This window comes from Leisingera sp. ANG49 (assembly GCF_059694505.1).
Map to the genome: position 1 here is coordinate 246,736 of NZ_JCATZN010000005.1, position 24,373 is coordinate 271,108.

Below are 24,373 nucleotides of genomic sequence, written 5' to 3' on the forward strand. Positions count from 1 at the left end.
CAAAACACCGCCAGCTTGATTTCACGAAGGACCGCCCGGATGATCCTCTACCCCGCGATTGACCTCAAAGACGGCCAGGCCGTGCGCCTGCTGCATGGCGAGATGGACAAGACCACCGTGTTCAACGACAACCCCGCCGCGCAGGCGCTGGAGTTTGTCGAGGCGGGCTGTGAGTGGCTGCATCTGGTGGACCTGAATGGCGCCTTCGCCGGCGAGCCCGTGAACGCCGCACCGGTCGAGGAGATCCTGAAGCAGACCAAGGTGCCTGCGCAGCTGGGCGGCGGCATCCGCGACATGGCGACCATCGAGCGCTGGATTGATAAGGGCCTGGCGCGGGTGATCCTGGGCACCGTGGCGGTGGAGAACCCGGACTTGGTGCGCGAAGCGGCACGGGAGTTCCCCGGCAAGGTCGCGGTCGGCATCGACGCCCGCAACGGCAAGGTCGCAACCAAGGGCTGGGCCGAGGAGACCGACGTGATGGTCACCGACCTCGCCAAGTCATTCGAGGACGCAGGCGTTGCCGCGATCATCTATACCGACATCCTGCGCGACGGCGCGATGAAGGGCCCGAACGTCGAGGCGACTGCCGATCTGGCCAACGCAGTCAGCATCCCGGTGATTGCCTCCGGCGGCGTCTCCTCGCTGGACGATCTCAGGGCCCTGAAATCCTGCGGCGCGCCGCTGAACGGTGCGATTTCGGGACGGGCGCTGTATGATGGCGCCATTGACCTGAAAGAGGCCCTGGCGGTTCTGAAAGCCTGACGCCAGCCCGGCGAGCCCCGGCGAGAGGAAACCGCATGCGCCCTGTCCGCCGCATCCTTGCCGTCCTGACCATTGGACCGATCGTCCTTTGGCTGCTGTGCATTGGTATTGTGATGCTGCTGGGGTTCGGCTTCGGCTGCGAAATCCACGAGGGGTTTGCCAACCCCTGCGTGGTGCTGGGCCAGGACCTGGGAGAGACCGCCTATACCCTTGGAGTCTTTGCCGCCTGGGGGCCGCTGATCTTCGGCCCGGTTTCGCTTGGGGCCGGGCTTCTGTGGGGGCTGGCCATAGCCCTGTCGCGCTATCTGGCGTCCCGGGACTGAGCCTATTCAGCCGCCGCCGCCGTCAGTTTGCCCAAAGCGCCTTGCATTTTGGCGATGAACCCGGCGTCCGCGGGGATATCGAGGCCCGAGAGCATCTCTGCCGGGTCCTCGTAGGTCAGCCAGACCTGACCGTCCGCATCCTCATAGGCCAGCACCTTGAGCGGCAGGTAGAGCCCGGCCCGCATGTCCGCCTGCATCGCGGGGGTGCCCAGCTTGGGGTTGCCGAAAATCAGCAACTGCGACGGGCTCAGCTCCAGCGCCGCGTTCTGCGCGCCTGCACCATGGTCCACCCGGGCAAACACGGTGGCGCCCGCGCCCTCAACCGCTGCCTGCAGCGCGTCCATGGTTTCTGACACCGGTTTCTGGCTTGCCACCGTCACCAGCTCCGCCGCAGCGGGAAATGCAGAGGCAAGCGCGATGGCGCCTGCAAGGATAAGGGGTTTTGTCATAACGGTTTCTCCAAATGTCACGGCGTCTGTCCATGATCCGGGCAGGCAAGCCAAGCAGACAACTCAAATCTGCGAGACCGGCCTGTTCCGGCGGATTTGCGCGGACGACCTGCCCGGACCAAAACGCGCATCTTCCGCCATATCTGTTGCGCTTGCCGCAGGCATTGCGTACCCACGGGGCCAAGCAGCTTGAAAGGCACGGCATCATGCTGAAGACCCGTATCATTCCCTGTCTCGACGTCGCCGACGGCCGCGTGGTCAAGGGTGTCAACTTTGTCGGCCTGCGCGATGCGGGCGACCCGGTGGAATCGGCCAAGGCCTATGATGCGGCCGGCGCCGACGAGATCTGCTTTCTCGACATTCACGCGACCCATGAAAACCGTGGCACCATGTTCGACGTGGTGCAGCGCACCGCCGAGCAGTGCTTTGTGCCGCTGACAGTGGGCGGCGGGGTGCGGACCAAGGAAGACGTGCGGGCACTGCTGCTGGCGGGTGCTGACAAGGTCTCCTTCAACTCGGCCGCCGTGGCCAACCCGGACGTGATTGCCGAGGCCGCGGACCAGTTCGGCAGCCAGTGCATCGTCTGCGCCATCGACGCCAAGACGGTGGAGCCGGGCCGCTGGGAGATCTTCACCCACGGCGGACGCAAGCCGACCGGCATTGACGCGGTGGAATTCGCGCGGACCGTGGTGGCCAAGGGCGCGGGGGAAATCCTGCTCACCTCGATGGACCGCGACGGCACCAAATCAGGCTTCAACCTGCCTCTGACCAAGGCCATTTCGGACGCGGTGGACGTGCCGGTGATTGCGTCGGGCGGCGTAGGAAATCTGGATCACCTGGTGGAAGGCGTGACCAAGGGCGGCGCCAGTGCGGTGCTGGCGGCCTCGATCTTCCACTTCGGCGAATACACCATCCAGGAAGCCAAGGAACACATGGCCGCTGCCGGCATTCCGATGCGGCTGAACTGAAGGGGCATGTGATGAGCCTGCTGCACGATCTCGAAGCCACCATCCTGTCCCGCAAAGGCTCCGATCCGGACACCAGCTGGACCGCCAAACTGCTGGCCAAAGGGCCGGAGAAATGCGCCGAGAAGTTCGGCGAGGAAGCCATTGAGGCGATTATCGAAGCGGTGAAGAACGACAAGGCAGGGCTCGCATCCGAAGGCGCCGATGTGCTCTATCATTTCCTGGTGATGCTGGCCGCCCGGGACGTGGCGCTGGACGACGTGCTGCAGGTGCTGGCCGAGCGTCAGGGCCTCAGCGGCATTGCCGAGAAAGCCAGCCGCCCCAAGGGCTGATCCTAGCGCTCGGCCGGCCCGCTCGCGGCGGGTCAAGGGAGGCGCAGCCTCCGCGCGGCACGCGCGGCTTGCCCTTGACGCACCAAAAACAACACAATCGACAAGGCCCTGACGGGCAAACCTGCCCATCAGGGCTTCTCAGCAAGGAAAAAGCGCCGCGCAGCGGCGCCCGGCCCAACCGTGAAGGCCGCCCCTCGGGGCGGCGGGAACGGGCGGGAGCGCCCCGCCCCGCGCCAGCCGTCAAAGTTTCGAGGATATGATCCCGGTTGCAAAGCCGCCCATGCGCAGCTCGCCGAACAGGCGCTGGTATTCGATCTTGGGACAGCGGTTCTGGATCACCGTCACGCCGCGCGCCTCTGCCTTGGCGGCGGCTTCGGCGTGTTCCACCCCGATTTGCATCCAGATGGTTTTGAGCTTTGGAAACACCTCCAGCGCCTCGTCCACAATCGGCGGCACCGCTTCGGACCGGCGGAAGATGTCGACCATGTCCACAGGCAGATCAATCTCCGACAGGCTGGCCCGCACCGTCTCTCCGAACAGCATCTTGCCCGCATGGCCCGGGTTCACCGGAATCACCCGGTAGCCTTTGAGGCCCAGATAGCGCGCCACATAGTAGCTGGGGCGCACCGGATTCATCGACACGCCCACCACGGCCACAATCTTGGCGCGCTGCAGGACCTTTTTCAGATGTTCGTCGCTGTAGTCTGTCATGCGGGCACCCTATCCGCGGCGCCGGCAGCCGCATAGACGGATTCGCTGCGGGCCAATAAAAATGCGCCCGGACGAACCGGGCGCGAGGTATGGAACGAGGGACAGTGAAAAAGATCTGCGGTGGTTCCACTCCGCAGTCTGTATTGAATATGGGCCACAGTTTGAAAAATAAAAGTGCCCCTCACGCATTTGTGAGGTGACAAGCTATTTTTGCAACACAGCAGGCCAATGGCTGCGGCCGGCAGTGATCAGATTTGCTGCGTCAGCCTGCCACAGCACATACACCCGCCTGTTATTCAACAGAAAAAGCTCACCATCAACTATCACCCACAACTGCGGGTTGCCTTCGTGCAGAAGCCCCATCGACATGGCATAGGCGCAGTAGCCGCCAAAGGCGGGCGCATAGGCGCGCGGATTGGCCTCAAATCGCGCCTGGTTGCGGGCGGAGGCAAAGCGCCAGACAACACCTTTCCACATCACCGCATGGCTGCGGCGCCCATGCTCTGCGGCGCCGTGCTCGAAAAACGCAACCGCGTCATATCCGCCGATGGCCACCCCCGACCGGGAGGAAAACACCGCCGGTTCAGCCCGCGCCGCCTCCGGCAAGGACAGGAACAGCACCGCGGCAGCCATCAGGACCAGGCGCAGGATCACATTGCACTCCATTCACTGCTTGCAACTGGCCTGCCAGTCTGCCGCACAGCCCCGGCTTTGCAAAGGCAGCATACGCAGATGTGATCAGGACGTGACACCAGGGGCGTCAGCGGGCGATGGAGGCGTAGAGCGCGATGGCTGCCGCGTTGGAGACATTAAGCGAGCCGAAGCCGCCTGCGGCATCGATTTTGACCAGCCCGTCAACGGTTTCTTTGGTCTTCTGACGCAGCCCTGGCCCCTCGGCGCCCAGCACCAGAGCCACCGGCAGGTGCTGCTTGCCCTCCAGAGCCGACTCGATGGTCTCATCCGCCTCGCCATCCAGCCCCAGCACGATGAATCCCATACCCTGCAGCTCGGTGATGGTATCAGCGAGATTGCGCATCCGCAGATAGGGCTGACGCTCCAGCGCGCCGCTGGCGGTCTTGGCCAGCGCGCCGGTCTCCGGGGCTGAATGGTGGCGGGTGCCGATCACCGCACTGGCGCCCAGCACCTCGGCGGAGCGCAGGATGGCGCCGACATTGTGCGGATCGGTCACCCGGTCCAGCAGCAGCACCCGCGGGGCTTCCCGGCCGATGCAGTTCTCGGCCAGCCCGCCCCAGTTCAAGGGCTTCACCTCCAGCGCCGCGCCCTGGTGCACGGACTGCGGGTCGATCGGCGGGTTGAACTTGCGCGGGTCGATGACCTCTGCCTCGATGCCGGACTCCTCGATTGCATCCGCCAGCTTCGCCTGCGCGTTCATCGTCACCATCAGGCGCAATTTTTCGCGCTTCGGATTGAGCAGCGCATCGCGCACCGCATGCAGCCCGAACAGCCATACGGTTTCCGCTGCGGCGGCCTTTTTGGCCTGCTCTTTTTCGACGACCCACTTGGGTTTCTTGGACATTTTGCTCTCCGGCAGAAAGAATTTGCGAGGCGCGCGAAAAACTTGCGTTTTTCCGGTTGACGCCCCTTTGGCCTGCTTGTAATCACGCCTCCACATCAGGTGCAACACGCAACTGACAGTGGGCGACAGGCCGCAAGGTGTGGCAGGGGACTGTAACTCCCTCGCGGAGACGCACGCCTGGTTCGATTCCAGGGTCGCCCACCATCTTCCCTCTTTCAGATGACAGATGATGGTGGTTCAGCAGCAGGCTGAACAGGCCGCGCGCTGCGCGACACAGCAGAAGCCCGCGTGAGCTATGCGGGCTTTCCATCTGATTTAAAACAGCAATCCGAAAGTCAGGCGGTTTCGGCTACCGCCTGTTCCGCCCAGGCCACCAGCGAATCCAGATCCGGGCCTGCAGCGACCGCCATGCCGTCGGCAAATGCCTGGAACGGCCCCACGTTCATCTTGTTGACGCCGGATATCACCGGGATGCCCAGCGCCAGCGCCTCGCCTATGATGGGGCGCATGCCGCGCCCGTCGGCCTCGTGCTTGCCGAACTTGTTGACGATCAGCAGCTGCGGCGCAGGGTCTGTATGCAGCGTCGCAGTAACCTGTCCGACCGCCTGCTCCAGCGCCTCGGGGTTCAGGCGGCAGCCACGGGCGCCCGCGCCCAGGGATTGCGAAATGCGGATGGTCTCGCCGTCCGGCAGCACCCGCACATCCATGTCGCAGAGCTCCTTGTCGTAGCATTCCACGTTGGTCTGCACGATGCCGGCCAGGCGGAGGCCCTTGGCCTGCAGCCGGTCGGCCAGTTCGCTCAGCAGGCGGTCGGTGGCGCCGCGCTCTTCGGTCATCACATAGGCCAGGTGCATTTGTCGGTCTCTCCAGTCTCGTGTCGTTTCATAGGTGGTCATGCGGCCGCCGGGGTCAAGCCCTACCAGGGCAGCGGGCTGTAGCCGATGATGGGAGCGTGCAAGATCAGCAGCGCCAGGAACACCGCCGCCGCCAGCCCGGCTTCGCCGGCCGCGGGCCGCAGGCGGCCAAGGTTCAGCCGCGCGGTGTTGCGGCTGAGGCGGCGCCATTCGCCCTGCCCCATTTGGCGCTGCTTGCGCTTGTCGATCAGTGCCATGCCCATCCAGGCAAAGCCCGCGAAGAGGCCGAACAGGATCACATGCGCTAGGTCGCCATTGGCCAGCAGATGCGCCCCGGCCCAGAGCGCCATCGCCGCCAGCAGCGGGTGCCGGCTGACAGCCAGGATGCCGGGTTTCTCAGGATCAAAGGCGCGCAGCCCCAGCCCGCCAAAGCTGAAGGGGTTCTGCCGCATCATGCCCGCAACCGCCAGCAAGCAGGCCAGCGGCATCACCAGCAGCGGCACCCAGCGGAAACCCTCCCAATAGGGCAACACACCGACATAGGGCGCCCGCGCCGCGGCCACGACCAGCCAGGCCAGGATCGCCAGCGACAGCACGCTGTAGGCGACGATATAGCCGCGCAGCCCCAGGCGGCTGACCAGCCAGGGCCGCACCGGCGGGCGCACGGGGATCGCGTGGCTGGCCAGGAACAGCATCAGCGCGGCGGTGAATTCAAGCCAGCCCATGGGGTTCTCCGGATATTGATCAGTCTTGAGTGCAGCTATAGGCGGGCTGGCAGTATAAAACGTTGCCCCAGATCAAAAAAGGGCGCCACTGGGGCGCCCTTCTCTTTTTGGACTTGAGGTTCGTTACAGCCCCAAGGCCTTGCGCCGCTCCTCGGCAAACCCCTGCACCATGCGGTCGGCGATCAGGGCGAGGATCGCCATCGCCGCGCCGGCAGAGATGCCCAGCCCCACATCCGCCTGCCCCAGCGCCAGGTAGATCGACTGGCCGAGGCCGGTGGTGCCGATCAGCGCCGCAATGACCAGCATCGCAAAGGCATAGAGGATGGTCTGGTTCAGCCCCAAGAGGATAGAAGGTGCCGCATAAGGCGCGCGGATATCCTTGAGCATCTGCCACTTTGTGGCGCCGGAAGCGGTTGCTGCCTCGATCATCTCTTCCGGCGTCGAGACCAGCCCGTGCCGGGTGTAGCGGATCATCGGCACGATGGCATAGGCGATGATCGCCAGGAAGGCGGAGAACTCGCCGATCTGGAACACCATCAGCACCGGGATCAGGAACACGAACAGCGGAATGGTCTGCAGCATGTCGCAGACCGGGCGCACCACCCGCCAGACGCCTGGCGAGACCGCCGAGGCCAAGCCGATGGCGCCGCCCATCACCGCGCAGGCGAACACCGCAGCGCCAGAAAGGTAGAGCGACAAGAGCGCCCGCTCCCACAGGCCGGACAGCAGGATGGTGCCCAGCAGCACCACCGTGAGGATCGCCAGCCCGCGGCCGCCTGCGACCCAGGCCAGCGCGCCCGCGCCCACCAGAACAAAGGGCCAGGGAAGCTGCGAAATGCCGGTTTCCAGCATCCCCGCCGCAATCAGCAGCATCACGCCCAGCGCTAGCTGGCCGCGCAGTGCAAAAACCACGCCGGCAACGGCGCCCGCCGCAAACAGCGCCGCACTCATCGCCGGTGTCCAGGCAACCCCCCAGGTGAAGGGCAGCACCGCCTGATCCAGCCCGATCCGCATCGGTAGCAGCACATAGAACAAAACGTTGTTCTTGAGCGCGGTCAGAAACTCCGCATTGGCGCTGGTGAAGGAAGACAGCCCCCGGTCGACACTGTCCGCCACCGGGTTGAACAGGCCATAGGTTCCGGGCTGCTGAACGCTGCTCCAGAAAGCTACGCTGACCACGACGCCCAGCGCCAGGATGCCCCAGGCAACGCGGCGGTCATGCCTGTCGCGCCGGTCCTGGGTCAGGGTGCCGCTCATCCGGTCGATCAGGATCGCAAAGATCACAATCACCAGGCCCGCCAGCAGGCTTTGGCCGAACTGGGCCTTGCGCATGGTCAAGAGGACCTCCCAGCCGATGTCGTCAAAGCCGCCGATCACGGCGGCGATGATCACCATCGACAGCGCCGCCATCAGGCACTGGTTGACGCCCACCATGATCTGCTGCCCGGCAGAAGGGATCTCGCATTGGAACAGCTGCTGCAGGCGGGTGCCGCCGGCCATGATGGCGGCCTCCTTGATCTCCGGCTCCACGCGTTCGAGACCAAGGAGCACATTGCGCGCCATCGGCGGCGCCGCGTAGATGGCGGAGGCGATGAGGCCGACCACGGGGCCAAAGCCGAACAGCACCAGCAACGGCGTAAGATAGGCAAAGGTCGGCACCGTCTGCATGATGTCGAGCACTGCCTGCACCGGCTGGCGGATACGGGGGTATTCATTGGCAAGGATGCCGATGCCGCCGCCGATGATCAGCGCCAGCGGCACCGAGACGGCAACCAGCGCCAGGGTGTTCATGCTTTCGGGCCAGTAGCCGGAGGCGAGCACAAAGCCGAGGCCCACAACAGACATGAGGGCCATCCGCAGGCCGCCCAGCATCCAGGCCAGCGCCGTGGTGGCGCAGATGACCAGCGGCCAAGGGGTGCTGCTCAGCACGTAGTTGGCGGCTTCCATCGGGTAGAACATCAGCGCCGAGAAGGCGCGGGCGGTTGGTTTGATGAGCGCCAGGAACCATTCCATGAATGCCCCAACCCAGTCGGTGGCGGGCAGCACCCAGGCGGCGGGGAATTTCACCAGCCACGGCACACTGCTTTCCAGCAGGAGGCACAGGGCGCCCACCGCCGCCGCGATCAGCGCCGCAATCGAGCCTTTCGAAAGACCTGCCATCAGCCCTGCTCCACCTGCAGCGCGGCAGCAAGGTCTGCAGGGTTCACCACGCCGACCAGCTTGCCATCCGGCGCGCGGACCGGCACGGGTTCGTACAGCTCCATACAGCGCGCCAGGGCCGCATCCAGCGTCATATCCTGGCGCAGGCCGGGATCGTCGGCGCCGTAAACATGGTGCTCGCCTTCCTGCATCACCGAAGACACGCGCGCATGCCGGCCCTTGGCCACATCTTTGGAAAACTCGCGCACATAGTCATCGACCGGGCGCAGCACGATGTCGGCCGGGGTGCCGATCTGCACCACCTTGCCGTCGCGCATGATGGCGATGCGGTCGGCCAGCTTCAGCGCCTCGTTGATGTCATGGGTGATGAAAACGATGGTGGTCCTCAGCTTGGCCTGGATCTCCAGGAACTCATCCTGCAGCTGCCGCCGGATCAGCGGGTCCAGCGCCGAGAACGGCTCATCCAGGAACCAGACAGAACAATCAGCCACCAGCGAGCGGGCGATGCCGACGCGCTGGCGCTGGCCGCCGGACAATTCGCGCGGGTAGTTCTTTTCGCGCCCGCCGAGGCCGACAAGTTCGATCACCTCTTGTGCCTTGGCGAGCCGCTGCTTCTTCTTCACGCCCTGCACCCGCAGCGGGTAGGCGACGTTTTCCGCCACGGTCATATGCGGGAACAGGCCGAAGTGCTGGAACACCATGCCCAGCTTCTTGCGGCGCAGCTCGATCAGCCGCTTGGGGCTGGCCTCGACGATGTTCTCGCCGTCGATGCGGATTTCGCCGCCAGTAGCGTGCAGCAGGTGCGAGATGCAGCGGATCAGGGTGGACTTGCCGGAACCGGACAGCCCCATGATCACAAACAGCTCCCCCTCCTTCACGTCAAAGGAGGCGTCCTGCACTGCGGGGATCAACCCTTTGCCGCGCAACTCCTGTGCCGCTGCTTCGGGTGTTTCGTGCCGCGACAGCGCCTCTTTCAGGGCGCTGTCTGCGTTGTTGCCAAACACCTGCCAGACATTCCGGCAGGTGATGGCAGGCGTCTCAGAGCCGCTCACTGGGCTAGGCTCAGTTGATTGCGGCGTCGACAACCGGGCGCCACTTGTCCTCATTTGCGGCCATCCATTCGGCAACCACCTCTTCGACCTTGCCGCCGTCCACGTCGACCGCGCCCATCATCGGCTGCTGGTCTTCCACGGCCAGAGTGTAGTTCGACAGGATCTCAAACGCCGCAGGCCAGGTTTCCGCGGTGCCGGACCAAGCAGCCTTGAAGATACGCGAGGGCGAGAAGTCGCAGTCGTTCACCGCGTCCGGGTTCGGGCCCCAGGCCGGATCGCTGAAGCAGGCGTCCTCGCCAGGCGGCAGATCGACGAATTTCACATCATAGGCCGACATCGCCCAGTGCGGCTGCCAGAAGGTGATCAAGAGCGGCGTCTTGCGTTCGGTGGCAGCGCGCAGCTCGACGATCAGCGCCGCCTCGGACCCGGCAGGCACCGCCTTGAACGGCAAGCCCAGACCGGTCATGCGGTCGGCCCCCGGGGTGCCCCAGTCGGCCGGATAGTCAACCAAGCGGCCTTCGGGCAGGGTTTCGGCAGTGGCGAATTGCGCGGCGCAGTCCTTCAGCGCTTCCCAGGCCGGCAGGCCGGGGCAGATCTCGGCCACATGGGCCGGATAGGCGATGCCTTCGCGGGCGTTCAGCTCCAGGTCGCCCAGCTCGACAACGGTGCCTTCCTCGACCTTTTTGGCGTATTCATCCGAGACGTTGGAGGACCAGATTTCCAGCGTTGCATGGATGTCGCCATCGGCGATGGCCTGGAACTGGTTCATCATCCCGGCAGAGACATATTCCACATCATAGCCCGCGGCCTTCAGCATCTCGCCCGCGATTTGGGTGGTCACATGCTGGCCGGTCCATTCGTTCACTGCCAGTTTGATCGGCTTGCTGGTGTCGCCCAGTTCGGCGGCGGAGGCGATGCCCGCAGCAACCGTCATAGTTGCAGCACCCAGTGCCAGCGCATATCCCTTGAAGTTCATATCAATTCTCCCTGTCATTGTTGTTGCGCCGCCGGTTGTCCGGCTGGGCGCGCCTTTGGAACCCGGCGGTTCATGGCAGCTGTCCGGCGTTTTGGCTTGTCTTCTTCTTGCCTGCAGGTGCCAGAGGCTCAAGTGTGGCCGGGGATAATGCAAGTATTGGAACATATTACGACGCTTTGTCGAGCGATAGCGGCGCAAAAGGTGAAATATTTTGATTGACGGTTCAAGTTTTTGTGCAAACACACAAGTTTCGGAATCACCCGCCCCTGCTCTGCAGCGCTTACCGCAGCTGCTTTCAGGGCCGCAACACGGATGCCCGGACAGCAATACAGCGCCCCTGCATCGCGGGGGCGCTGTTTCGGAGTTTGGAGGAAACTGCGCGGGTCAGGACCGGGCTTTGCCGGTGGCCTCCTCGACAATAGGCATCCACTTGGCGCGGTTCACCGCCAGCCAGCCGCGTGCCGCCCCCTGCGGGGTCTCGCCGCGGACATCCACCAGTCCGATCAGCGGCTGCTGGTCCCAAATGCTCAGCTCGTAGTTCTTCAGGATCTCGTGTGCGGCAGGCCAGCGGTCCTTAAGCTCCGGCCAGCTCGCCTTGACCACCCCGCCCCGGTAGAAGTCGCAATCGCCAGTGGCCTTGGGGTTCGGCCCCCAGGAAGGATCGGTGTAGCAGGCGGGCTCCGGCTTGGGCAGGCGAACGAACTGCAGCGCGTAAGAGGACATCGCCCAATGCGGCGCCCAGAAGGTGGAGATCACCGGACGCTTCTCGCGGTAGGCGGTCTGGAAGGCCTCGATCATCGCCGCCTCGGATTCGGCAGCGACCACGTCAAACGGCAGGTCCAGCGCCCGGATCCGGTCGGCCCCGGGCGATCCCCAGGATTCCGGGTAGGCCAGATAGATGCCGCGCTTGCCCTTGCCATCCTTTGAGAAGATGCCCGCGCAGTCGCGCAGCGCCTCCCAATTGGGCAGGCCTGGGCACATCTGCGCCACATAGGGCGGGAAGACCACCCCGTTGCGCGCGTCCAGCCCCATGTCCCCCAGGTTTTCGAGCCGTCCTTCGTCCACGAGATCGAAGTATTCTTCCGGGTCGCTGCTGGTCCAGATCTCCACCATCGCGTGGACATCGCCATTGGCGATTTCCCCATACAAGGCGCTCTGATCCGCCTCGACGTATTCGACGGTATAGCCGGCCTCTTCCAGAATGCCGCCGGCGATATAGGTGGACAGGTGCTGGCCGGTCCAGTTGTTCAGCGACAGCCGGATCGGAGTTCCCGCATCCCCCATATCAGCTGCTTCGGCGGCCCCCGAAACCGCCAGCGCCGCAAAGGCCGCGGCAATCACATTCATTTTCATTGGCGTTACTCCCGTACTGCCAGTCGTCCCACGCGCTGCACTTCAGCGCAGCTCCGGGAACCGGCGTATCAGGCGGGAGTTGACAAAGATTAACGGGGGGCGGGAACGGCCGCGCCATTGAATAGAAAAAAACCTAAAACTTGCTTCAAGAACGCTTGCGCGTCAGCCTGTGCGCCGCGCCGCCAGCAGCACCGGATCGTAAGTCAGCGGCAGTTTGCCGCCTCGGCCGAACCGCTCGCGGTAGGCGTCCTCGAAAGACCGCAGCTGCCTGCGGCTCCAGCCCTGCTGGGCGTTGCCGTTCACCCCGGTCCGGCGCAGGTGCCTCAGCAGATGCAATGCAGAGTCGAACTCCAGAACCACCGGGTGCTGCTCGATCTGCAGGATCTCCAAATCCTCCGGCAGGGCGGCCGGCCATTCATCCGCATCCAGATAGCTGGGCGCCGCGGCGTCGGACCCCAGCGCCGCCAATTCACGGAACTGGCTGCGGCCGAAACCCGAAAGCGCCAGCCAGCCGCCGGGCTTCAGATGGTTTGCCAGCCGGGCCAACAGCGCCGCCAGGCCGGGAATCCATTGCACGGTAGAGGCAGAGGCAATCAGGTCCAGCTGATGCGGCAGCGGCAGGCATTCGATCGGGCCGGCTGCAAACCGGGACTGCGCCGCGGCGGTGCTATCCAGCGTCCGCAGCACCTGTGCGGCCTCCGGCACCAGATCGTTCAGGATCAGGCTGTCCGCACCGAACCGCTGCAGCAGCTGACGGGTCAGGTGGCCGGTGCCGCAGCCGAACTCCAGGACGCTGCCGAAGTGCCGCGGCGCGCCCTGCGCCTGCAGCATCTGCGCCAGCTGGCTGGCAATTTCCGCCTGTACCGAGGCCGCGCCGTGATAGCTCTCCAGCCCGCGCCGGAAGCTCTGGCGCACACGGGTCTGATCCAGATGCGGCGGCTGGATGTCCTTCATCAGAACAGCTCCTCCCACTGTGCAAACCGGTCAAACGGCGCATGCGGCGCCTCCAGATGCGAAATGTTCTGCCCGGCCCAGGCGCGGGCCAGATTGGCAGGCGGGAAAATCTTGTCGCCGGAACTGATCCAGACGCGGTCAAAGCGCATTTGCGGAGCATCCCCGCGGCGCTCCACCGCCAGAAGTTCTGCGCGCCGGGCTTCAACGTCCAGCGCCTCGGCCCCTTGCGGCGCGCCGAACACCCGGCCCAGGAACTGCTGGTAGCTGTCCAGGCTCAGGGTTTCCACGGTGCGGCGGAACATGGCTGGGGGAATGCCCGCGCCGCGGTTCACCGGCTTGAGGCTGCCGTTCACCGCCGCCTTGCGATGGAACGGATCGGGCCGCCCCTGCTGCCAATGAGCGTAAGAAGCCACACCGAAGGACCAGGCCAGCAGGCTGACCTGCTCGTAGCCGGACAGGTCCGGCAGGTCTGCATCCAGACCGGCGTAACCGCTTACAAACAGGATGTCCTGCAGGCCGTCCAAGTGCCAGAACACCTCCGGCCCCACAGCCCAGCCGCCGAAGACCACGATGGCCTCGGCTGCACTATCCTGTTTGAGCCAGCGGAACTCCATGGCCTACAGCTCCCGCGCCAGCCGCAGCATCCCTGCGGTGATTTCGCTCAGCTGATCCGGCGATGTAATGAAGGGCGGCATGGTATAGATGTTGGAGCCGAAGGGCCGCAGGAATACGCCCATTTCATGCGCCCGCGCATGCGCCTCATCCGCCGAGACGCGGTGCGTCATCTCGATGACGCCGATGGCGCCCAGCACCCGCACATCCGCCACATTGGGCAGGTCGCGGGCCGGGGCCAGTTCGGCCTGCATCTGTTCGCCGATGGCCGCCACAGTGCCGCGCCAGTCTTGCCCCGTAAGAAGGTCCAGCGAGGCCTTGGCCGCTGCACAGGCCAGCGGGTTGCCCATATAGGTCGGCCCATGCATGAACAAGCCGGGATTGCCGCCGCCGATGCCCTCGGCCACCCGGTCATTAGTCATGGTGCAGGCGAACGAGATATGGCCGCCGGTCAGCCCCTTGCCGAGGCAGATGATGTCCGGCTCGACGGTGCAGAAATTGGTGGCGAACAGCTCCCCCGTGCGGCCGAAGCCGGTGGCAATTTCGTCGAAGATCAACAGGATGCCCAGCTCGTCGCAAAGGGCACGGGCCTGGTTCAGATATTCCGGGTGATAGAAATACATCCCCCCGGTGCCCTGAACCACGGGCTCCAGGATGAAGGCCGCAATCTTCTGCGCATTGGCTTCCAGCACCGCGCGCAGCTCGCCCAAGCCGTTCCGGGCCGGGTCGTCATTCCACTCTTCGTGGATGCGGATGGGCGGGCGGGAGACGAAATGCTGCATGCTCAGCGCGCCCTGGAACAGGTGGTGCATGCCGGTGTCCGGGTCGCAGACGCTCATCGCCTTCCAGGTATCGCCGTGATAGCCGGAGCGGATGGTAGCGAACTCCTTGCGGTCCGGCTGGCCGATGGCGTGCTGGTACTGCACCGCCATCTTCATCGCCACCTCGACCGAGACCGAACCGCTGTCGCAATAGAATATGCGGGTGAGGCCTTCGGGGGTGATCTCCAGCAGCTTGCGGCCCAGGTCGATGGCCGGGTCATGGGTCAGCCCGCCGAACATCACATGCGGCAGGGTGTCGAGCTGGTCGTGTATTGCCTTGGTGATCGCCGGGTTCTTGTGGCCGTGCATCATGCACCACCAGGACGACATGGCGTCGATCAGCCGGGTGCCGTCATCCAGCGTGATGTGCACACCTTCGCTTTCCTTCACCACGAAGGTCGGGCCGGGCTTGGCGACATTGGTGTAAGGATGCCAGAGGTGCTGCTGGTCGAATTCAAGCTGGGTGAGGCAGGACGCGCTCATGCCAGGGCCTCCTTGATCAGATCCACCCGGATGCTGGCCTGAAAGGCCACCGCCAAAGCGTCAGAGGTCAGCTCGCCCAGAACCGGCAGGCGGCCCAGATGCGACACCTGGCCGAACTGGCAGATGGTCTCTTCTACCGCCGGTTCCGCGTCGCCGATAAAGGCCACGCCCACCACCGCACAGCCCGCATCCCGCAGCGCCTTCAGAGACATCAGAGTGTGGTTGATCGTGCCCAGCTGCGTCCGCGCGCAGAGGATCACCGGCGCGCGCCAGCGGGCGAAAAGGTCGAGGTACAGCACCTTGCGGTTCAGCGGCACCATCAGCCCGCCTGCCCCTTCAGCGATGAGCGTACCGTTCACCTTAGGCAAAGACAGCGTATCCGGGTCGATCTCCACCCCCTCGGCTTCCGCCGACAGATGCGGCGAGGCGGGCAGTTGCAACAGGTAGCCTTCAGGCAGCGCCGGGCGGCCCGACAGGCGGGACACGGTCTGGCTGTCGGTCTCCTCCTCCAGCCCCGATTGCACCGGCTTCCAATAGGTGGCGCCCAGCGCCTGCACCAGGCCGGCCGAGAAGATGGTCTTGCCGATACCGGTATCGGTTCCGGTCACGATCAGCGCGCTCATTAGGCAGTCTCCATTTCCCGGGCAAGGTCTTCGAACATCTGGGTGATGATCCTTGCCCCTGTGTTCAATGTGATGGACAGCCGCAGCCGCGAGGTGCCGCGCGGCACCGTCGGCGGGCGGATGCCGCGGATGTCATAACCGCGGTCTTGCATCGCTGCGGCCAGTGCCATGGTGCGTTTGTCGTCGCCGATCACCACCGGCAGGATCTGGCTCTGGAAGCCTTTCAGCGCGCACAGGCGTTTGGCCTCATCTTGCGCATGGGTAATTCCCTGCCACGCCCGTTCGCGGCGGCCCGGGTTCTGTTGCAATTCCTGCAACGCCGCCCGCACCAGCGCTGCGTTCAGGGGCGACGGGGCGGTGGCAAAGATGAACCCGCGCGCCTTGTTGATCAGCGTCTCGATCAGCACCCGCTGGCCGCAGATCAGCGCGCCGGAGGCGCCCAGCGCCTTGCCGCAGGTGTGCAGGCTCAGCACATTCGGGCGGTGGGAGATTTCATGTGCCAGCCCGCGGCCAAGATCGCCGAACACGCCCGTTGAATGCGCCTCATCCACCACCAGCACTGCGCCGTCGGCATCGGCCAGAGCCATCAGCGCCTCCAGCGGGGCGAGGTCGCCGTCCATAGAATAGACCGCCTCAACCGCGATCCAGACCTGGCCATCGCCACCCTCGGCGCGCCAAGCTTTCAGGACTCGTGCCGCGCCTTCCGCGTCGCCATGGGCAAAGCAGCGGGTCTCCGCCCGGCCCAGCCGCATCCCGTCATGGGTGCTGGCATGGATCAGCGCATCATAGAGCACCAGATCGCCCTGCTGCGGCAGGGTGGAGAAGATCGCCTGATTGGCGTTGAAACCGCCACCCATGAACAGCGCGGCTTCGGTGGCGAAGAACTCTGCAGCTTCAGATTCGAGAAGCTGGTGTTCAACATCATTGCCGCGCAGCAGACGCGAGCCGCCCGCCCCCACCGGCACCCCGCGCGCCAATGCGTCAGCGGCGGCGGCGCGCAGCACATCGCTGCCCGCCAGGCCGAGGTAGTCATTGGAGGCAAAGTCATGCCCGTCCCGCGGCATCAGCTGCCGGTAGCGCCCGCGCGTGCGCAGCGCTTCCAGCGATTTCTCATGCCTGGGGAAGGCGCCCGCCATCAGCGGCTGCCGTCGCAGCCCGCAGCCATGGCGGTGATGCCCAGACGGTCGAACAGCTGCTGATCCTTGTCCTCTTCGGGGTTGTCCGCGGTCAGCAGCGTGTCGCCCACAAAGATCGAGTTGGCACCGGCAAAGAAGCACATCGCCTGCATTTCGTCCGACATGTCGGTGCGGCCTGCCGACAGGCGCACATGCGATTTCGGCATCAGGATGCGGGCCAGCGCCACAGAGCGGACGAATTCGATCGGGTCCAGCTTCTCGACATTGGCCAGTGGCGTGTCGGCGATCGGGATCAGCATGTTGACCGGCACCGAATCCGGGTGCACCTCCAGCGTGGCCAGCGCCAGCATCATGTCGATACGGTCCAGCTGCTTTTCCCCCATGCCGACGATACCGCCGGAGCAGACCTTGATGCCCGCCTCGCGCACCCGGTTCAGGGTGTCGATGCGGTCGGCAAAGGTGCGGGTGGTGATGATCTCGGAGTAGTAGCGCTCCGAGGTGTCGATGTTGTGGTTGTAATAATCGAGACCTGCATCGCGCAGGCGGAACACCTGTTCCTCGTCCAGCATGCCCAGGGTCATGCAGGTTTCCATGCCCAGGTCCTTGACGCCCTGCACCATCGCCTCAAGCGCCGCCATGTCGCGGTCCTTGGGCGAGCGCCAGGCGGCGCCCATGCAGTAGCGGGTCGCGCCGCCTTCCTTGGCTTTCTTGGCCTCGGCGATCACCCGCTGCACTTCAATCAGCTTGGACGCCGAGAGCTGCGCGCCGTTGCGGGCCGACTGCGAGCAATAGGCGCAATCCTCGGCGCAGCCGCCGGTCTTGATGCTCAGGAGCTTGGATTTCTGCACCTGGTTGGGGTCGAAATACTGCCGGTGGACGGTGTGCGCCTGAAACAGCAAGTCCATGAAAGGCTTGTTATAAATCGCTTCCGCTTCCTCGCGGGTCCAGTCGGTGCGGATGGGTGCAGCGTCCAGCATGCTGTCTCCTGTTCTCTATACCTGTTGGCCATGCGCGGATGGCGTTTCCGGTTTTTATAGATAATTTTGCAGCCCTCGATCAAGCTTCAAAGCTGCACTGCAGCGATTTGCCTCAAATACCCGCCCATAAGGCCAATATCAGACTGATATTAATGCCAAAAAATAATCTACAAAGATTCCGGTTGACGCAAACCCCGCACCTCCCCTAGCCCTATAGGCACGCAGGGGAGTCCCGCCCAAGGGACTGAGAGGCGTCATGGTGCGGGGCATCCCGGACCGGCGGCGCGACCCTTTGAACCTGACCCAGTTGATACTGGCGTAGGAAGCTAGGAGCATGGCGCGGCGCCCCGGCGGCAACCCGTGTTTCGAACAGGCAGCATGCGTGCACCGGCCGTACACCGGCTGTACACCCCCCTGCCCGTTTTCCTCCGTCCCGGCTCAATTGGTGTTTTTGAACCGAAGGCCCGGAGGAACACCAGATGAACGTCCCCAACCCGAAAATCACCACGGGCGCATTGCCCGCCTCGCGCAAGATCTACGTCAGCGGCGAGGTCCATGAGGACATCCGCGTGCCGATGCGCGAAATCTCCACCCACCCCACTGCGGGCGAGGCGCCGCTGCCGGTCTATGACAGCTCCGGCCCCTACACCGACCCGGAGGTGCTGACCGACATCCGCCAGGGCCTGCCGCAGCTGCGCCGCCAGTGGACCCTCGCCCGCGGCGACGTCGAGAGCTACCAGGGCCGCGATGTGAAGCCGGAGGATAACGGCTTTGTCGAGGGCGACCGTCTGACGCCGGAGTTCCCGGTGAAGCCCGCCCCGCTGCGCGGCAAGGATGGCAAAGCGCCGACCCAGCTGGCCTATGCACGTGCGGGCATCATCACACCCGAAATGGAGTTCGTGGCGATCCGCGAAAACCAGCTGCGCGAGCTGTCGCCCTGCCACGGCAATCGCGACGGCAATGACTTCGGCGCCAATATCCCCGACTACGTGACGCCGGAATTCGTGCGCCAGGAAATCGCCGCCGGCCGCGCCATCATCCCCGCCAACATCAACCACCCGGAAATCGAGCCGATGATCATCGGCCGCAATTTCAAGGTGAAGATCAACGCCAATATGGGCACCTCTGCCGTTACCTCCTCGATGGAGGAAGAGGTCGACAAGCTGGTCTGGGCGATCCGCTGGGGTGCCGACACGGTGATGGACCTGTCCACCGGCCGCAACATCCACAACACCCGTGAATGGATCGTGCGCAACTCGCCGGTTCCGATCGGCACCGTGCCGATCTACCAGGCGCTTGAGAAAGTGAACGGCATCGCCGAGGACCTTACCTGGGAAGTGTTCCGCGACACGCTGATCGAGCAAGCGGAACAAGGCGTCGACTATTTCACCATCCATGCGGGCGTGCGGCTGCACATGGTGCCGATGACGGTGAACCGGGTGACAGGGATCGTTTCGCGCGGCGGGTCGATCATGGCGAAGTGGTGCCTGCATCACCATAAAGAGAGCTTCCTCTATGAGCATTTCGAGGAAATCTGCGACATCTGCCGCCAGTATGATGTGAGCTTCTCGCTGGGCGACGGTTTGCGGCCGGGCTCCATCGCGGACGCCAATGACGAGGCGCAGTTTGCCGAACTGGAGACCCTTGGGGAGCTGACCAAGATCGCCTGGGCCAAGGACTGCCAGGTGATGATCGAAGGGCCGGGCCATGTCGCCATGCACAAGATCAAGGAGAACATGGACAAGCAGCTGGAGTGCTGCCACGAGGCGCCGTTCTATACGCTGGGGCCGCTGACCACCGACATCGCGCCGGGTTATGACCACATCACCAGCGGCATCGGGGCGGCGATGATCGGCTGGTTCGGCTGCGCGATGCTGTGCTACGTGACGCCGAAGGAGCACCTGGGGCTGCCCGACCGTGATGACGTCAAGACCGGGGTCATCACCTACAAGATTGCGGCCCATGCCGCCGACCTCGCCAAGGGGCTGCCGGGCGCCCAGCGCCGCGACGATGCGCTGTCCCGCGCGCGGTTCGAATTCCGCTGGGAAGATCAGTTCAACCTGTCGCTGGACCCCGACACCGCGCGCGAGTTCCACGACCAGACCCTGCCGAAACAGGCCCACAAGGTCGCCCATTTCTGCTCCATGTGCGGGCCGAAGTTCTGCTCCATGCGGATCAGCCACGACATCCGCTCGGAAGCGCAGAAGGAAGGCATGGAGGCGATGGCCGCCAAGTTCCGCGAGGGCGGCGCGCTCTATGTGCCTGCCGCCGAGGCTGCGGAGTCCGCGGAATGATCACCATCGCCGGTGCGGGCCTTGCCGGCCTCGCCTGCGCCTATGAATTGGCGCAGCGCGGGGCGGCAGTCACCGTCTATGAACGGGGCGAGACCCCGGGGGACAGCAGCGTCGCGCGCTTTGCGGGCGGCATGCTGGCGCCCTGGTGCGAACGGGAAAGCGCCGAGGAGAAGGTGATCACCCTCGGCAGCCGCGCCTTCGACTGGTGGGCCAAGGTCACGACCGTCCACAGGCGCGGCACGCTGGTGGTTGCGCCTGCCCGCGACCGGGCGGAGTTGACCCGTTTCGCCCGCCGCACTGGCGGCCACCGGGGCGTGGACGAGGCAGAGATCGGCGAACTGGAGCCAGCGCTGGCCGGGCGGTTTGCGCAGGGGCTTTTCTTCGGACAGGAGGCGCATCTGGACCCGCGGCGCGCGCTGCGGGATCTGAGCGCCACAGTGCAGCAGATGGGAGTGGAGATCCGTTACGGCGCCCCTGCCCCCGCCCGCGTCACGCTGGATTGCACGGGCACGGCAGCACCGCTGCCCGGGTTGCGCCCGGTGCGCGGCGAGATGGCCATCCTGCATTGCCCGGAGGTGGAGGTCCGCCGCACCCTGCGCCTGCTGCACCCGCGGATGCCGCTTTACCTGGTGCCCCGCGGCGACGGGACTTTCATGATCGGCGGCACCATGATCGAGAGCAGTTCTGACCGTCCCGTCACCCTGCGCTCGCTCAGCGAACTGCTGAGTGCCGCCTTCACCCTGCACCCTGCCTTTGCTGAGGCCAGCGTGGTGGAGACCGGCGCGGGGCTGCGCCCGGCCTTCCCCGACAACCTGCCGCGGCTCACTGAACTGGACGGCACGCTTTACCTCAACGGCCTGTACCGGCACGGATTTCTGCTGGCGCCCGCGATGGCGCAGCAGGCTGTCGGCCGCCTGATACCGGAGACAACAGATGAAGATCATCGTGAACGCCAAACCGCATGAGGTTGCGGGCGGCACCGTGGAAGCCGCACTGAAGGAACTGGGGTTTGCCAGCCCTGCCGTTGCCACCGCGCTGAACGGAACCTTTGTGGCACGCAGCCAGCGGGCTGAGGCGCAGCTGGCCGAGGGTGACCGGCTGGAAGTGCTGGCCCCGATGCAGGGAGGCTAGGATGCAGTTTTACGGAACAGAGATCACCTCGCGGCTGCTGCTGGGCACGGCGCAATACCCGTCGCCTGCGGTGCTGGCAGAGGCGGTGAAGACCAGCGGCACAGAAATCATCACCGTCAGCTTGCGCCGGGAAACCGCAGATGGATCGGGCTCCGGGTTTTGGGACGGCTTGCGGGAAACCGACTGCCGCATCCTGCCCAACACCGCCGGCTGCCATTCGGTTCAGGAAGCGGTGACCACCGCCCAAATGGCACGGGAACTGTTTGATGCCTCCTGGATCAAGCTGGAGGTGATCGGCCATTCCGACACGCTGCAGCCGGATGTGTTCGGGCTGGTCGAGGCCGCGCGCATTTTGTGCGCCGAGGGTTTCCAGGTCTTTCCCTATACCACCGACGACCTGGTGGTGGGGGAGAAGCTCTTGGACGTGGGCTGCGAAGTGCTGATGCCCTGGGGGGCGCCGATCGGCTCCGGCCAGGGATTGCGCAATCCGGATGCGCTGCGTGCGATGCGGGCGCATTTCCCGGGGGTGCCGCTGATCGTGGACGCAGGGATCGGGCGGCCCTCGGACGCTGCGCAGGCGATGGAGCTGGGCATGGATGCGGTGCTGCTGAACACTGCCGTGGCCAAGGCCGGCCACCCTGCCGGGATGGGCCGCGCCATGGCATTGGCGGTTAAGGCTGGCCGGGCGGGATATGAGGCCGGCGTGATGGAGCGGCGCGATATGGCGGTGCCCTCGACCCCGGTTCTGGGTCTGGCGGAGTTTGCATGATGGAGCGTTTTTATCTGATCGCCGGCCATGTCGGGCGGCTGGAGCTGCTGGTGCCCCACGGGGTCAAGCTGGTGCAGCTGCGGATCAAGGACGAGCCGGAGGGTGAGGTGCGCCGCCAGATCGCCCGCGCCCGCGACTTCTGCGCGGTGCACAACTGCCAGCTGGTGGTCAATGACCACTGGCAGGCGGCGCTGGACCTGAATTGCGGCTTTGTGCACCTGGGGCAGGAGGACATGGACAGTGCCGACTTTACCGCGCTGCGCCGCAAGGGGGTCCGCTTTGGCCTGTCGACCCATGACGAGGCGGAACTGGACCGCGCCCTGTCGTTGGGGCCGGAGTATGTGGCGCTGGGTCCGGTCTATCCGACGCTTCTGAAGAAGATGAAATGGGGGCCGCAGGGGCTGGAGCGGGTGACGCGCTGGAAGCAGATGGCGGGCGAAGTCCCGCTGGTTGCAATCGGCGGGCTGACGCCGGAGCGGCTGCCTGGGGTCTTTGCCGCGGGCGCCGACAGCGCGGCGGTGGTGACAGACATCCAGCTGGCAGCCGATCCTGAGGCCCGCACCCGCGAATGGGTGGAGGCTTGCCGGATCCGGGAGGACGCATGAGCCGCTATGCGCGCCAGATGATCCTGCCGGAGGTCGGTGCAGAGGGGCAGGACGTGCTGGCCCGCGCCCATGTGCTGGTGGTTGGCGCCGGGGGGCTTGGCTGTCCGGTGCTGCAATACCTGGGCGGCGCGGGTGTCGGGCGGATCACGGTGATGGATGGTGACGTGGTGGAGGAGAGCAACCTGCACCGGCAGGTGCTCTATTCCACCGCAGACATCGGTTTGCCCAAGGCAGAGGCGGCCCGGCAGCACCTGCTGGCGGCCAATCCGGACCTGAAAGTCACAGCACAGGCCCGGCGCCTTGACGCAGCTAACGCGGAGCAGATGGTGGCGGACGCCGATCTGGTGGTAGATGCGGCGGACAGTTTTGCGGTAACTTATATCCTCTCTGACGAGTGCCTGAGGCAGGGCAAGGCGCTGATTTCGGCCTCTGCGCTTGGGCAGTCGGGCTATGCCGGGGGCTTCTGCGGCGGCGCGCCGTCGCTGCGGGCGGTGTTCCCGGACCTGCCCGCACAGGCCGCAACTTGCGCAACCGCCGGTGTGATGGGGCCGGTGGTGGGCATGGTCGGCGCCCTGCAGGCGCAACTGGCGCTGAAGGCGCTGCTGGATCATCGGCCCTCGCCGCTGGGGCAGCTGTTTGTTTTCCGGCTCGGAGCGCTGCAGGTGAGTACATTTCGCTTTGACGAAGCCGAGGAGCCGGAGGGTGCCCTGCCATTCATCGCTGCCAGCCACATCACGGCCCAGGACACGGTGATCGAGCTGCGTGACACCACGGAGGCGCCTGAGTTGCAGGTGCCGCAGGCCCTGCGGATCGCCCGCGCGGATCTGCCCGCCGCGGGTCTGCCGCGCGAAGGGCGGGTCGTGCTGTGCTGCCGCAGCGGGCTGCGGGCCTGGGGCGCGGCGCAGGATCTGCGGCAAGCGGGGTACAGCGATCTGTCCCTGCTCGCCGCCGGGGACAGCGCATGACGGTGATCCTGGCCATTGGCGGCACCGACAGCAGCGGCGGTGCGGGGCTGACACGGGATACGGCGATGGCCGCAGAGCTGGGCGTAACGGTCCGTCCGGTGGTGACAGCCGTCACCGTGCAGACAGATGCGGCGGTTCTGGGTGTTCACCCCTGCCCGCCCACGGCTGTGGCAGAACAGGTCCACGCTGCCCTGGCAACAGCCCCGGCAACGGGAGCCGTCAAGATCGGCATGCTTGGCTCTGCTGAGGCGGCAGAGGCTGTGGACCTTGCCCTGCCAGCCGGGCTGCCCATTGTGCTGGACCCGGTTCTGAAGGCCAGTTCCGGCGGCACGCTGATGGACGCAGGCGGGTTTGGAACCTTGCTGCGCCGCGCGGCGCTGGTCACGCCCAATCTGGCGGAGCTGGAAGTGCTGGCAGGCGCCGGCGGCTCAGTTGAAGTGAAGGCTGCGGCACTTCTGGCCCAAGGCGTGCAGGCTGTGCTGGTCAAGGGCGGGCACGGCACCGGCACCAAAAGCACCGACCTGCTGTTCACTCCGGACGGCGCGGTCATTCCCTTTGCGGCGCAGCGGCTGCCGGTTTCAAAACGCGGCACTGGATGCAGCCTTGCCACCGCCGCCGCCTGCCACCTGGCGCAGGGCGCCGCTCTGCCGGATGCTTGCAGCAAGGCCAAGGATGCCGTGCAACGCTGGCTGCGTCGGTGACCGCGGCAAGGTCGCTGGCAGACGGTTTTCAGGCCGGTTTCAGGACGGTGCGAAGCCTTCAGGCTCCCTAGGGTCGCGGCAGCACCGCTGCCACCTGGATCCG

27 protein-coding genes, 1 tRNA gene and 1 riboswitch are annotated in these 24,373 nt (G+C 65.3%); of the genes, 12 read left to right on the forward strand and 16 right to left on the reverse strand.

Features of this window, described 5'->3' with window-relative positions; all coding sequences use genetic code 11:
• Positions 1 to 39 precede the first annotated feature (39 nt).
• Both hisA and AC58NV_RS18030 read left to right on the forward strand, forming a co-directional pair.
• Positions 40 to 762, forward strand: coding sequence for a 1-(5-phosphoribosyl)-5-[(5-phosphoribosylamino)methylideneamino]imidazole-4-carboxamide isomerase (hisA, locus tag AC58NV_RS18025; protein WP_039189700.1), 723 nt, complete (start codon positions 40 to 42; stop codon positions 760 to 762).
• Positions 763 to 797: 35 nt separating this feature from the next.
• On the forward strand, positions 798 to 1,085 hold the full coding sequence (locus AC58NV_RS18030) for a hypothetical protein (protein ID WP_497228344.1): 288 nt from the start codon (positions 798 to 800) through the stop codon (positions 1,083 to 1,085).
• A 2-nt stretch (positions 1,086 to 1,087) separates the two neighbouring features.
• Here AC58NV_RS18030 and AC58NV_RS18035 read toward each other — a convergent pair whose 3' ends face one another.
• Positions 1,088 to 1,534: a DUF302 domain-containing protein gene (locus AC58NV_RS18035; RefSeq protein WP_497228345.1), complete on the reverse strand. Its 447-nt coding sequence runs from the start codon at positions 1,532 to 1,534 to the stop codon at positions 1,088 to 1,090.
• Positions 1,535 to 1,740: 206 nt separating this feature from the next.
• On the opposite strand from AC58NV_RS18035, the gene hisF reads away from it, so the two are divergent.
• Both hisF and AC58NV_RS18045 read left to right on the forward strand, forming a co-directional pair.
• The gene (gene hisF, locus AC58NV_RS18040; protein ID WP_497228346.1) at positions 1,741 to 2,502 is read left to right on the forward strand and encodes an imidazole glycerol phosphate synthase subunit HisF; all 762 of its coding nucleotides are present in this window, start codon (positions 1,741 to 1,743) and stop codon (positions 2,500 to 2,502) included.
• An 11-nt stretch (positions 2,503 to 2,513) separates the two neighbouring features.
• Complete coding sequence (locus tag AC58NV_RS18045) at positions 2,514 to 2,831, forward strand: phosphoribosyl-ATP diphosphatase (protein WP_497228347.1); 318 nt, start codon at positions 2,514 to 2,516, stop codon at positions 2,829 to 2,831.
• Positions 2,832 to 3,071: 240 nt separating this feature from the next.
• Here AC58NV_RS18045 and AC58NV_RS18050 read toward each other — a convergent pair whose 3' ends face one another.
• The 3 genes from AC58NV_RS18050 to rlmB all read right to left on the reverse strand — a co-directional run bounded on the left by AC58NV_RS18050 (position 3,072) and on the right by rlmB (position 5,079).
• Positions 3,072 to 3,542: a CoA-binding protein gene (locus tag AC58NV_RS18050; protein WP_497228348.1), complete on the reverse strand. Its 471-nt coding sequence runs from the start codon at positions 3,540 to 3,542 to the stop codon at positions 3,072 to 3,074.
• 204 nt (positions 3,543 to 3,746) lie between these two features.
• Entirely contained in the window at positions 3,747 to 4,196 is a 450-nt protein-coding gene (locus AC58NV_RS18055) for a YHS domain-containing (seleno)protein (protein ID WP_497228349.1), read from the reverse strand.
• A 106-nt stretch (positions 4,197 to 4,302) separates the two neighbouring features.
• Complete coding sequence (gene rlmB, locus AC58NV_RS18060; RefSeq protein WP_497228350.1) at positions 4,303 to 5,079, reverse strand: 23S rRNA (guanosine(2251)-2'-O)-methyltransferase RlmB; 777 nt, start codon at positions 5,077 to 5,079, stop codon at positions 4,303 to 4,305.
• 120 nt (positions 5,080 to 5,199) lie between these two features.
• Between rlmB and AC58NV_RS18065 the strand changes: the two genes are divergently transcribed.
• Positions 5,200 to 5,283 (forward strand) — tRNA-Tyr (locus AC58NV_RS18065).
• Positions 5,284 to 5,414: 131 nt separating this feature from the next.
• On the opposite strand, the gene AC58NV_RS18070 is transcribed toward AC58NV_RS18065, so the two are convergent.
• From AC58NV_RS18070 to bioB, 12 genes are all read right to left on the reverse strand, one after another.
• The gene (locus tag AC58NV_RS18070; protein WP_497228351.1) at positions 5,415 to 5,933 is read right to left on the reverse strand and encodes a DUF2478 domain-containing protein; all 519 of its coding nucleotides are present in this window, start codon (positions 5,931 to 5,933) and stop codon (positions 5,415 to 5,417) included.
• A 62-nt stretch (positions 5,934 to 5,995) separates the two neighbouring features.
• Positions 5,996 to 6,658, reverse strand: a complete 663-nt coding sequence (locus AC58NV_RS18075; RefSeq protein ID WP_497228352.1) for an NnrU family protein — start codon at positions 6,656 to 6,658, stop codon at positions 5,996 to 5,998.
• Between the two features lie 123 nt (positions 6,659 to 6,781).
• Positions 6,782 to 8,818, reverse strand: a complete 2,037-nt coding sequence (locus AC58NV_RS18080) for an ABC transporter permease (protein WP_497228353.1) — start codon at positions 8,816 to 8,818, stop codon at positions 6,782 to 6,784.
• Positions 8,818 to 9,870 (reverse strand): quaternary amine ABC transporter ATP-binding protein, encoded by a 1,053-nt coding sequence (locus AC58NV_RS18085; protein WP_497228354.1) that lies wholly within the window; start codon positions 9,868 to 9,870, stop codon positions 8,818 to 8,820. The genes AC58NV_RS18080 and AC58NV_RS18085 overlap by 1 nt, the downstream gene beginning before the upstream one ends.
• A gap of 10 nt (positions 9,871 to 9,880) precedes the next feature.
• Positions 9,881 to 10,846, reverse strand: coding sequence for an ABC transporter substrate-binding protein (locus tag AC58NV_RS18090; RefSeq protein ID WP_497228355.1), 966 nt, complete (start codon positions 10,844 to 10,846; stop codon positions 9,881 to 9,883).
• A 384-nt stretch (positions 10,847 to 11,230) separates the two neighbouring features.
• On the reverse strand, positions 11,231 to 12,199 hold the full coding sequence (locus AC58NV_RS18095) for an ABC transporter substrate-binding protein (protein WP_497228356.1): 969 nt from the start codon (positions 12,197 to 12,199) through the stop codon (positions 11,231 to 11,233).
• A 162-nt stretch (positions 12,200 to 12,361) separates the two neighbouring features.
• The gene (bioC, locus tag AC58NV_RS18100) at positions 12,362 to 13,153 is read right to left on the reverse strand and encodes a malonyl-ACP O-methyltransferase BioC (RefSeq protein WP_497228357.1); all 792 of its coding nucleotides are present in this window, start codon (positions 13,151 to 13,153) and stop codon (positions 12,362 to 12,364) included.
• Positions 13,153 to 13,767, reverse strand: coding sequence for a pimeloyl-ACP methyl esterase BioG family protein (locus tag AC58NV_RS18105; protein ID WP_497228358.1), 615 nt, complete (start codon positions 13,765 to 13,767; stop codon positions 13,153 to 13,155). The genes bioC and AC58NV_RS18105 overlap by 1 nt, the downstream gene beginning before the upstream one ends.
• A 3-nt stretch (positions 13,768 to 13,770) precedes the next feature.
• On the reverse strand, positions 13,771 to 15,069 hold the full coding sequence (gene bioA, locus AC58NV_RS18110; RefSeq protein ID WP_497228359.1) for an adenosylmethionine--8-amino-7-oxononanoate transaminase: 1,299 nt from the start codon (positions 15,067 to 15,069) through the stop codon (positions 13,771 to 13,773).
• Positions 15,066 to 15,692, reverse strand: coding sequence for a dethiobiotin synthase (gene bioD, locus AC58NV_RS18115; protein ID WP_497228360.1), 627 nt, complete (start codon positions 15,690 to 15,692; stop codon positions 15,066 to 15,068). The genes bioA and bioD overlap by 4 nt, the downstream gene beginning before the upstream one ends.
• Positions 15,692 to 16,828, reverse strand: coding sequence for an 8-amino-7-oxononanoate synthase (locus AC58NV_RS18120; RefSeq protein ID WP_497228361.1), 1,137 nt, complete (start codon positions 16,826 to 16,828; stop codon positions 15,692 to 15,694). The genes bioD and AC58NV_RS18120 overlap by 1 nt, the downstream gene beginning before the upstream one ends.
• Positions 16,828 to 17,805 carry a biotin synthase BioB gene (gene bioB / locus AC58NV_RS18125; RefSeq protein ID WP_019294655.1) on the reverse strand — a complete coding sequence of 326 codons (978 nt, stop codon included), beginning with the start codon at positions 17,803 to 17,805 and terminating at the stop codon, positions 16,828 to 16,830. The genes AC58NV_RS18120 and bioB overlap by 1 nt, the downstream gene beginning before the upstream one ends.
• A gap of 213 nt (positions 17,806 to 18,018) precedes the next feature.
• A riboswitch (TPP riboswitch) is annotated at positions 18,019 to 18,147 on the forward strand.
• A 137-nt stretch (positions 18,148 to 18,284) separates the two neighbouring features.
• On the opposite strand from bioB, the gene thiC reads away from it, so the two are divergent.
• From thiC to thiD, 7 genes are read left to right on the forward strand one after another with little or no spacing between them, the layout of a single operon-like run.
• A complete protein-coding gene (gene thiC, locus AC58NV_RS18130) occupies positions 18,285 to 20,099 on the forward strand; it encodes a phosphomethylpyrimidine synthase ThiC (protein ID WP_497228362.1) in 1,815 nt (604 codons plus the stop codon).
• Complete coding sequence (locus tag AC58NV_RS18135) at positions 20,096 to 21,064, forward strand: FAD-dependent oxidoreductase (protein ID WP_497228363.1); 969 nt, start codon at positions 20,096 to 20,098, stop codon at positions 21,062 to 21,064. Before thiC ends, AC58NV_RS18135 begins: the two co-directional genes overlap by 4 nt.
• Positions 21,033 to 21,230, forward strand: a complete 198-nt coding sequence (gene thiS / locus AC58NV_RS18140; protein ID WP_497228364.1) for a sulfur carrier protein ThiS — start codon at positions 21,033 to 21,035, stop codon at positions 21,228 to 21,230. The genes AC58NV_RS18135 and thiS overlap by 32 nt, the downstream gene beginning before the upstream one ends.
• Position 21,231: 1 nt before the next feature.
• A complete protein-coding gene (locus tag AC58NV_RS18145; RefSeq protein WP_497228365.1) occupies positions 21,232 to 21,999 on the forward strand; it encodes a thiazole synthase in 768 nt (255 codons plus the stop codon).
• Complete coding sequence (locus AC58NV_RS18150; RefSeq protein WP_497228407.1) at positions 21,999 to 22,604, forward strand: thiamine phosphate synthase; 606 nt, start codon at positions 21,999 to 22,001, stop codon at positions 22,602 to 22,604. Before AC58NV_RS18145 ends, AC58NV_RS18150 begins: the two co-directional genes overlap by 1 nt.
• Positions 22,601 to 23,569 carry a ThiF family adenylyltransferase gene (locus tag AC58NV_RS18155; protein WP_497228366.1) on the forward strand — a complete coding sequence of 323 codons (969 nt, stop codon included), beginning with the start codon at positions 22,601 to 22,603 and terminating at the stop codon, positions 23,567 to 23,569. The genes AC58NV_RS18150 and AC58NV_RS18155 overlap by 4 nt, the downstream gene beginning before the upstream one ends.
• Complete coding sequence (gene thiD / locus AC58NV_RS18160; RefSeq protein ID WP_497228367.1) at positions 23,566 to 24,270, forward strand: bifunctional hydroxymethylpyrimidine kinase/phosphomethylpyrimidine kinase; 705 nt, start codon at positions 23,566 to 23,568, stop codon at positions 24,268 to 24,270. Before AC58NV_RS18155 ends, thiD begins: the two co-directional genes overlap by 4 nt.
• Positions 24,271 to 24,373 lie beyond the last annotated feature (103 nt).

What these genes read in the sequence shown, in the direction of transcription:
- hisA (WP_039189700.1), top strand. Translation starts at nt 40, where the DNA reads ATGATCCTCTACCCCGCGATTGACCTCAAAGACGGCCAGGCCGTGCGC.
- AC58NV_RS18030 (WP_497228344.1), top strand. Translation starts at nt 798, where the DNA reads ATGCGCCCTGTCCGCCGCATCCTTGCCGTCCTGACCATTGGACCGATC.
- AC58NV_RS18035 (WP_497228345.1), bottom strand. Translation starts at nt 1,534, where the DNA reads ATGACAAAACCCCTTATCCTTGCAGGCGCCATCGCGCTTGCCTCTGCA.
- hisF (WP_497228346.1), top strand. Translation starts at nt 1,741, where the DNA reads ATGCTGAAGACCCGTATCATTCCCTGTCTCGACGTCGCCGACGGCCGC.
- AC58NV_RS18045 (WP_497228347.1), top strand. Translation starts at nt 2,514, where the DNA reads ATGAGCCTGCTGCACGATCTCGAAGCCACCATCCTGTCCCGCAAAGGC.
- AC58NV_RS18050 (WP_497228348.1), bottom strand. Translation starts at nt 3,542, where the DNA reads ATGACAGACTACAGCGACGAACATCTGAAAAAGGTCCTGCAGCGCGCC.
- rlmB (WP_497228350.1), bottom strand. Translation starts at nt 5,079, where the DNA reads ATGTCCAAGAAACCCAAGTGGGTCGTCGAAAAAGAGCAGGCCAAAAAG.
- AC58NV_RS18070 (WP_497228351.1), bottom strand. Translation starts at nt 5,933, where the DNA reads ATGCACCTGGCCTATGTGATGACCGAAGAGCGCGGCGCCACCGACCGC.
- AC58NV_RS18075 (WP_497228352.1), bottom strand. Translation starts at nt 6,658, where the DNA reads ATGGGCTGGCTTGAATTCACCGCCGCGCTGATGCTGTTCCTGGCCAGC.
- AC58NV_RS18080 (WP_497228353.1), bottom strand. Translation starts at nt 8,818, where the DNA reads ATGGCAGGTCTTTCGAAAGGCTCGATTGCGGCGCTGATCGCGGCGGCG.
- AC58NV_RS18090 (WP_497228355.1), bottom strand. Translation starts at nt 10,846, where the DNA reads ATGAACTTCAAGGGATATGCGCTGGCACTGGGTGCTGCAACTATGACG.
- AC58NV_RS18095 (WP_497228356.1), bottom strand. Translation starts at nt 12,199, where the DNA reads ATGAAAATGAATGTGATTGCCGCGGCCTTTGCGGCGCTGGCGGTTTCG.
- bioC (WP_497228357.1), bottom strand. Translation starts at nt 13,153, where the DNA reads ATGAAGGACATCCAGCCGCCGCATCTGGATCAGACCCGTGTGCGCCAG.
- AC58NV_RS18105 (WP_497228358.1), bottom strand. Translation starts at nt 13,767, where the DNA reads ATGGAGTTCCGCTGGCTCAAACAGGATAGTGCAGCCGAGGCCATCGTG.
- bioA (WP_497228359.1), bottom strand. Translation starts at nt 15,069, where the DNA reads ATGAGCGCGTCCTGCCTCACCCAGCTTGAATTCGACCAGCAGCACCTC.
- bioD (WP_497228360.1), bottom strand. Translation starts at nt 15,692, where the DNA reads ATGAGCGCGCTGATCGTGACCGGAACCGATACCGGTATCGGCAAGACC.
- AC58NV_RS18120 (WP_497228361.1), bottom strand. Translation starts at nt 16,828, where the DNA reads ATGGCGGGCGCCTTCCCCAGGCATGAGAAATCGCTGGAAGCGCTGCGC.
- bioB (WP_019294655.1), bottom strand. Translation starts at nt 17,805, where the DNA reads ATGCTGGACGCTGCACCCATCCGCACCGACTGGACCCGCGAGGAAGCG.
- thiC (WP_497228362.1), top strand. Translation starts at nt 18,285, where the DNA reads ATGAACGTCCCCAACCCGAAAATCACCACGGGCGCATTGCCCGCCTCG.
- AC58NV_RS18135 (WP_497228363.1), top strand. Translation starts at nt 20,096, where the DNA reads ATGATCACCATCGCCGGTGCGGGCCTTGCCGGCCTCGCCTGCGCCTAT.
- thiS (WP_497228364.1), top strand. Translation starts at nt 21,033, where the DNA reads ATGAAGATCATCGTGAACGCCAAACCGCATGAGGTTGCGGGCGGCACC.
- AC58NV_RS18145 (WP_497228365.1), top strand. Translation starts at nt 21,232, where the DNA reads ATGCAGTTTTACGGAACAGAGATCACCTCGCGGCTGCTGCTGGGCACG.
- AC58NV_RS18150 (WP_497228407.1), top strand. Translation starts at nt 21,999, where the DNA reads ATGGAGCGTTTTTATCTGATCGCCGGCCATGTCGGGCGGCTGGAGCTG.
- AC58NV_RS18155 (WP_497228366.1), top strand. Translation starts at nt 22,601, where the DNA reads ATGAGCCGCTATGCGCGCCAGATGATCCTGCCGGAGGTCGGTGCAGAG.
- thiD (WP_497228367.1), top strand. Translation starts at nt 23,566, where the DNA reads ATGACGGTGATCCTGGCCATTGGCGGCACCGACAGCAGCGGCGGTGCG.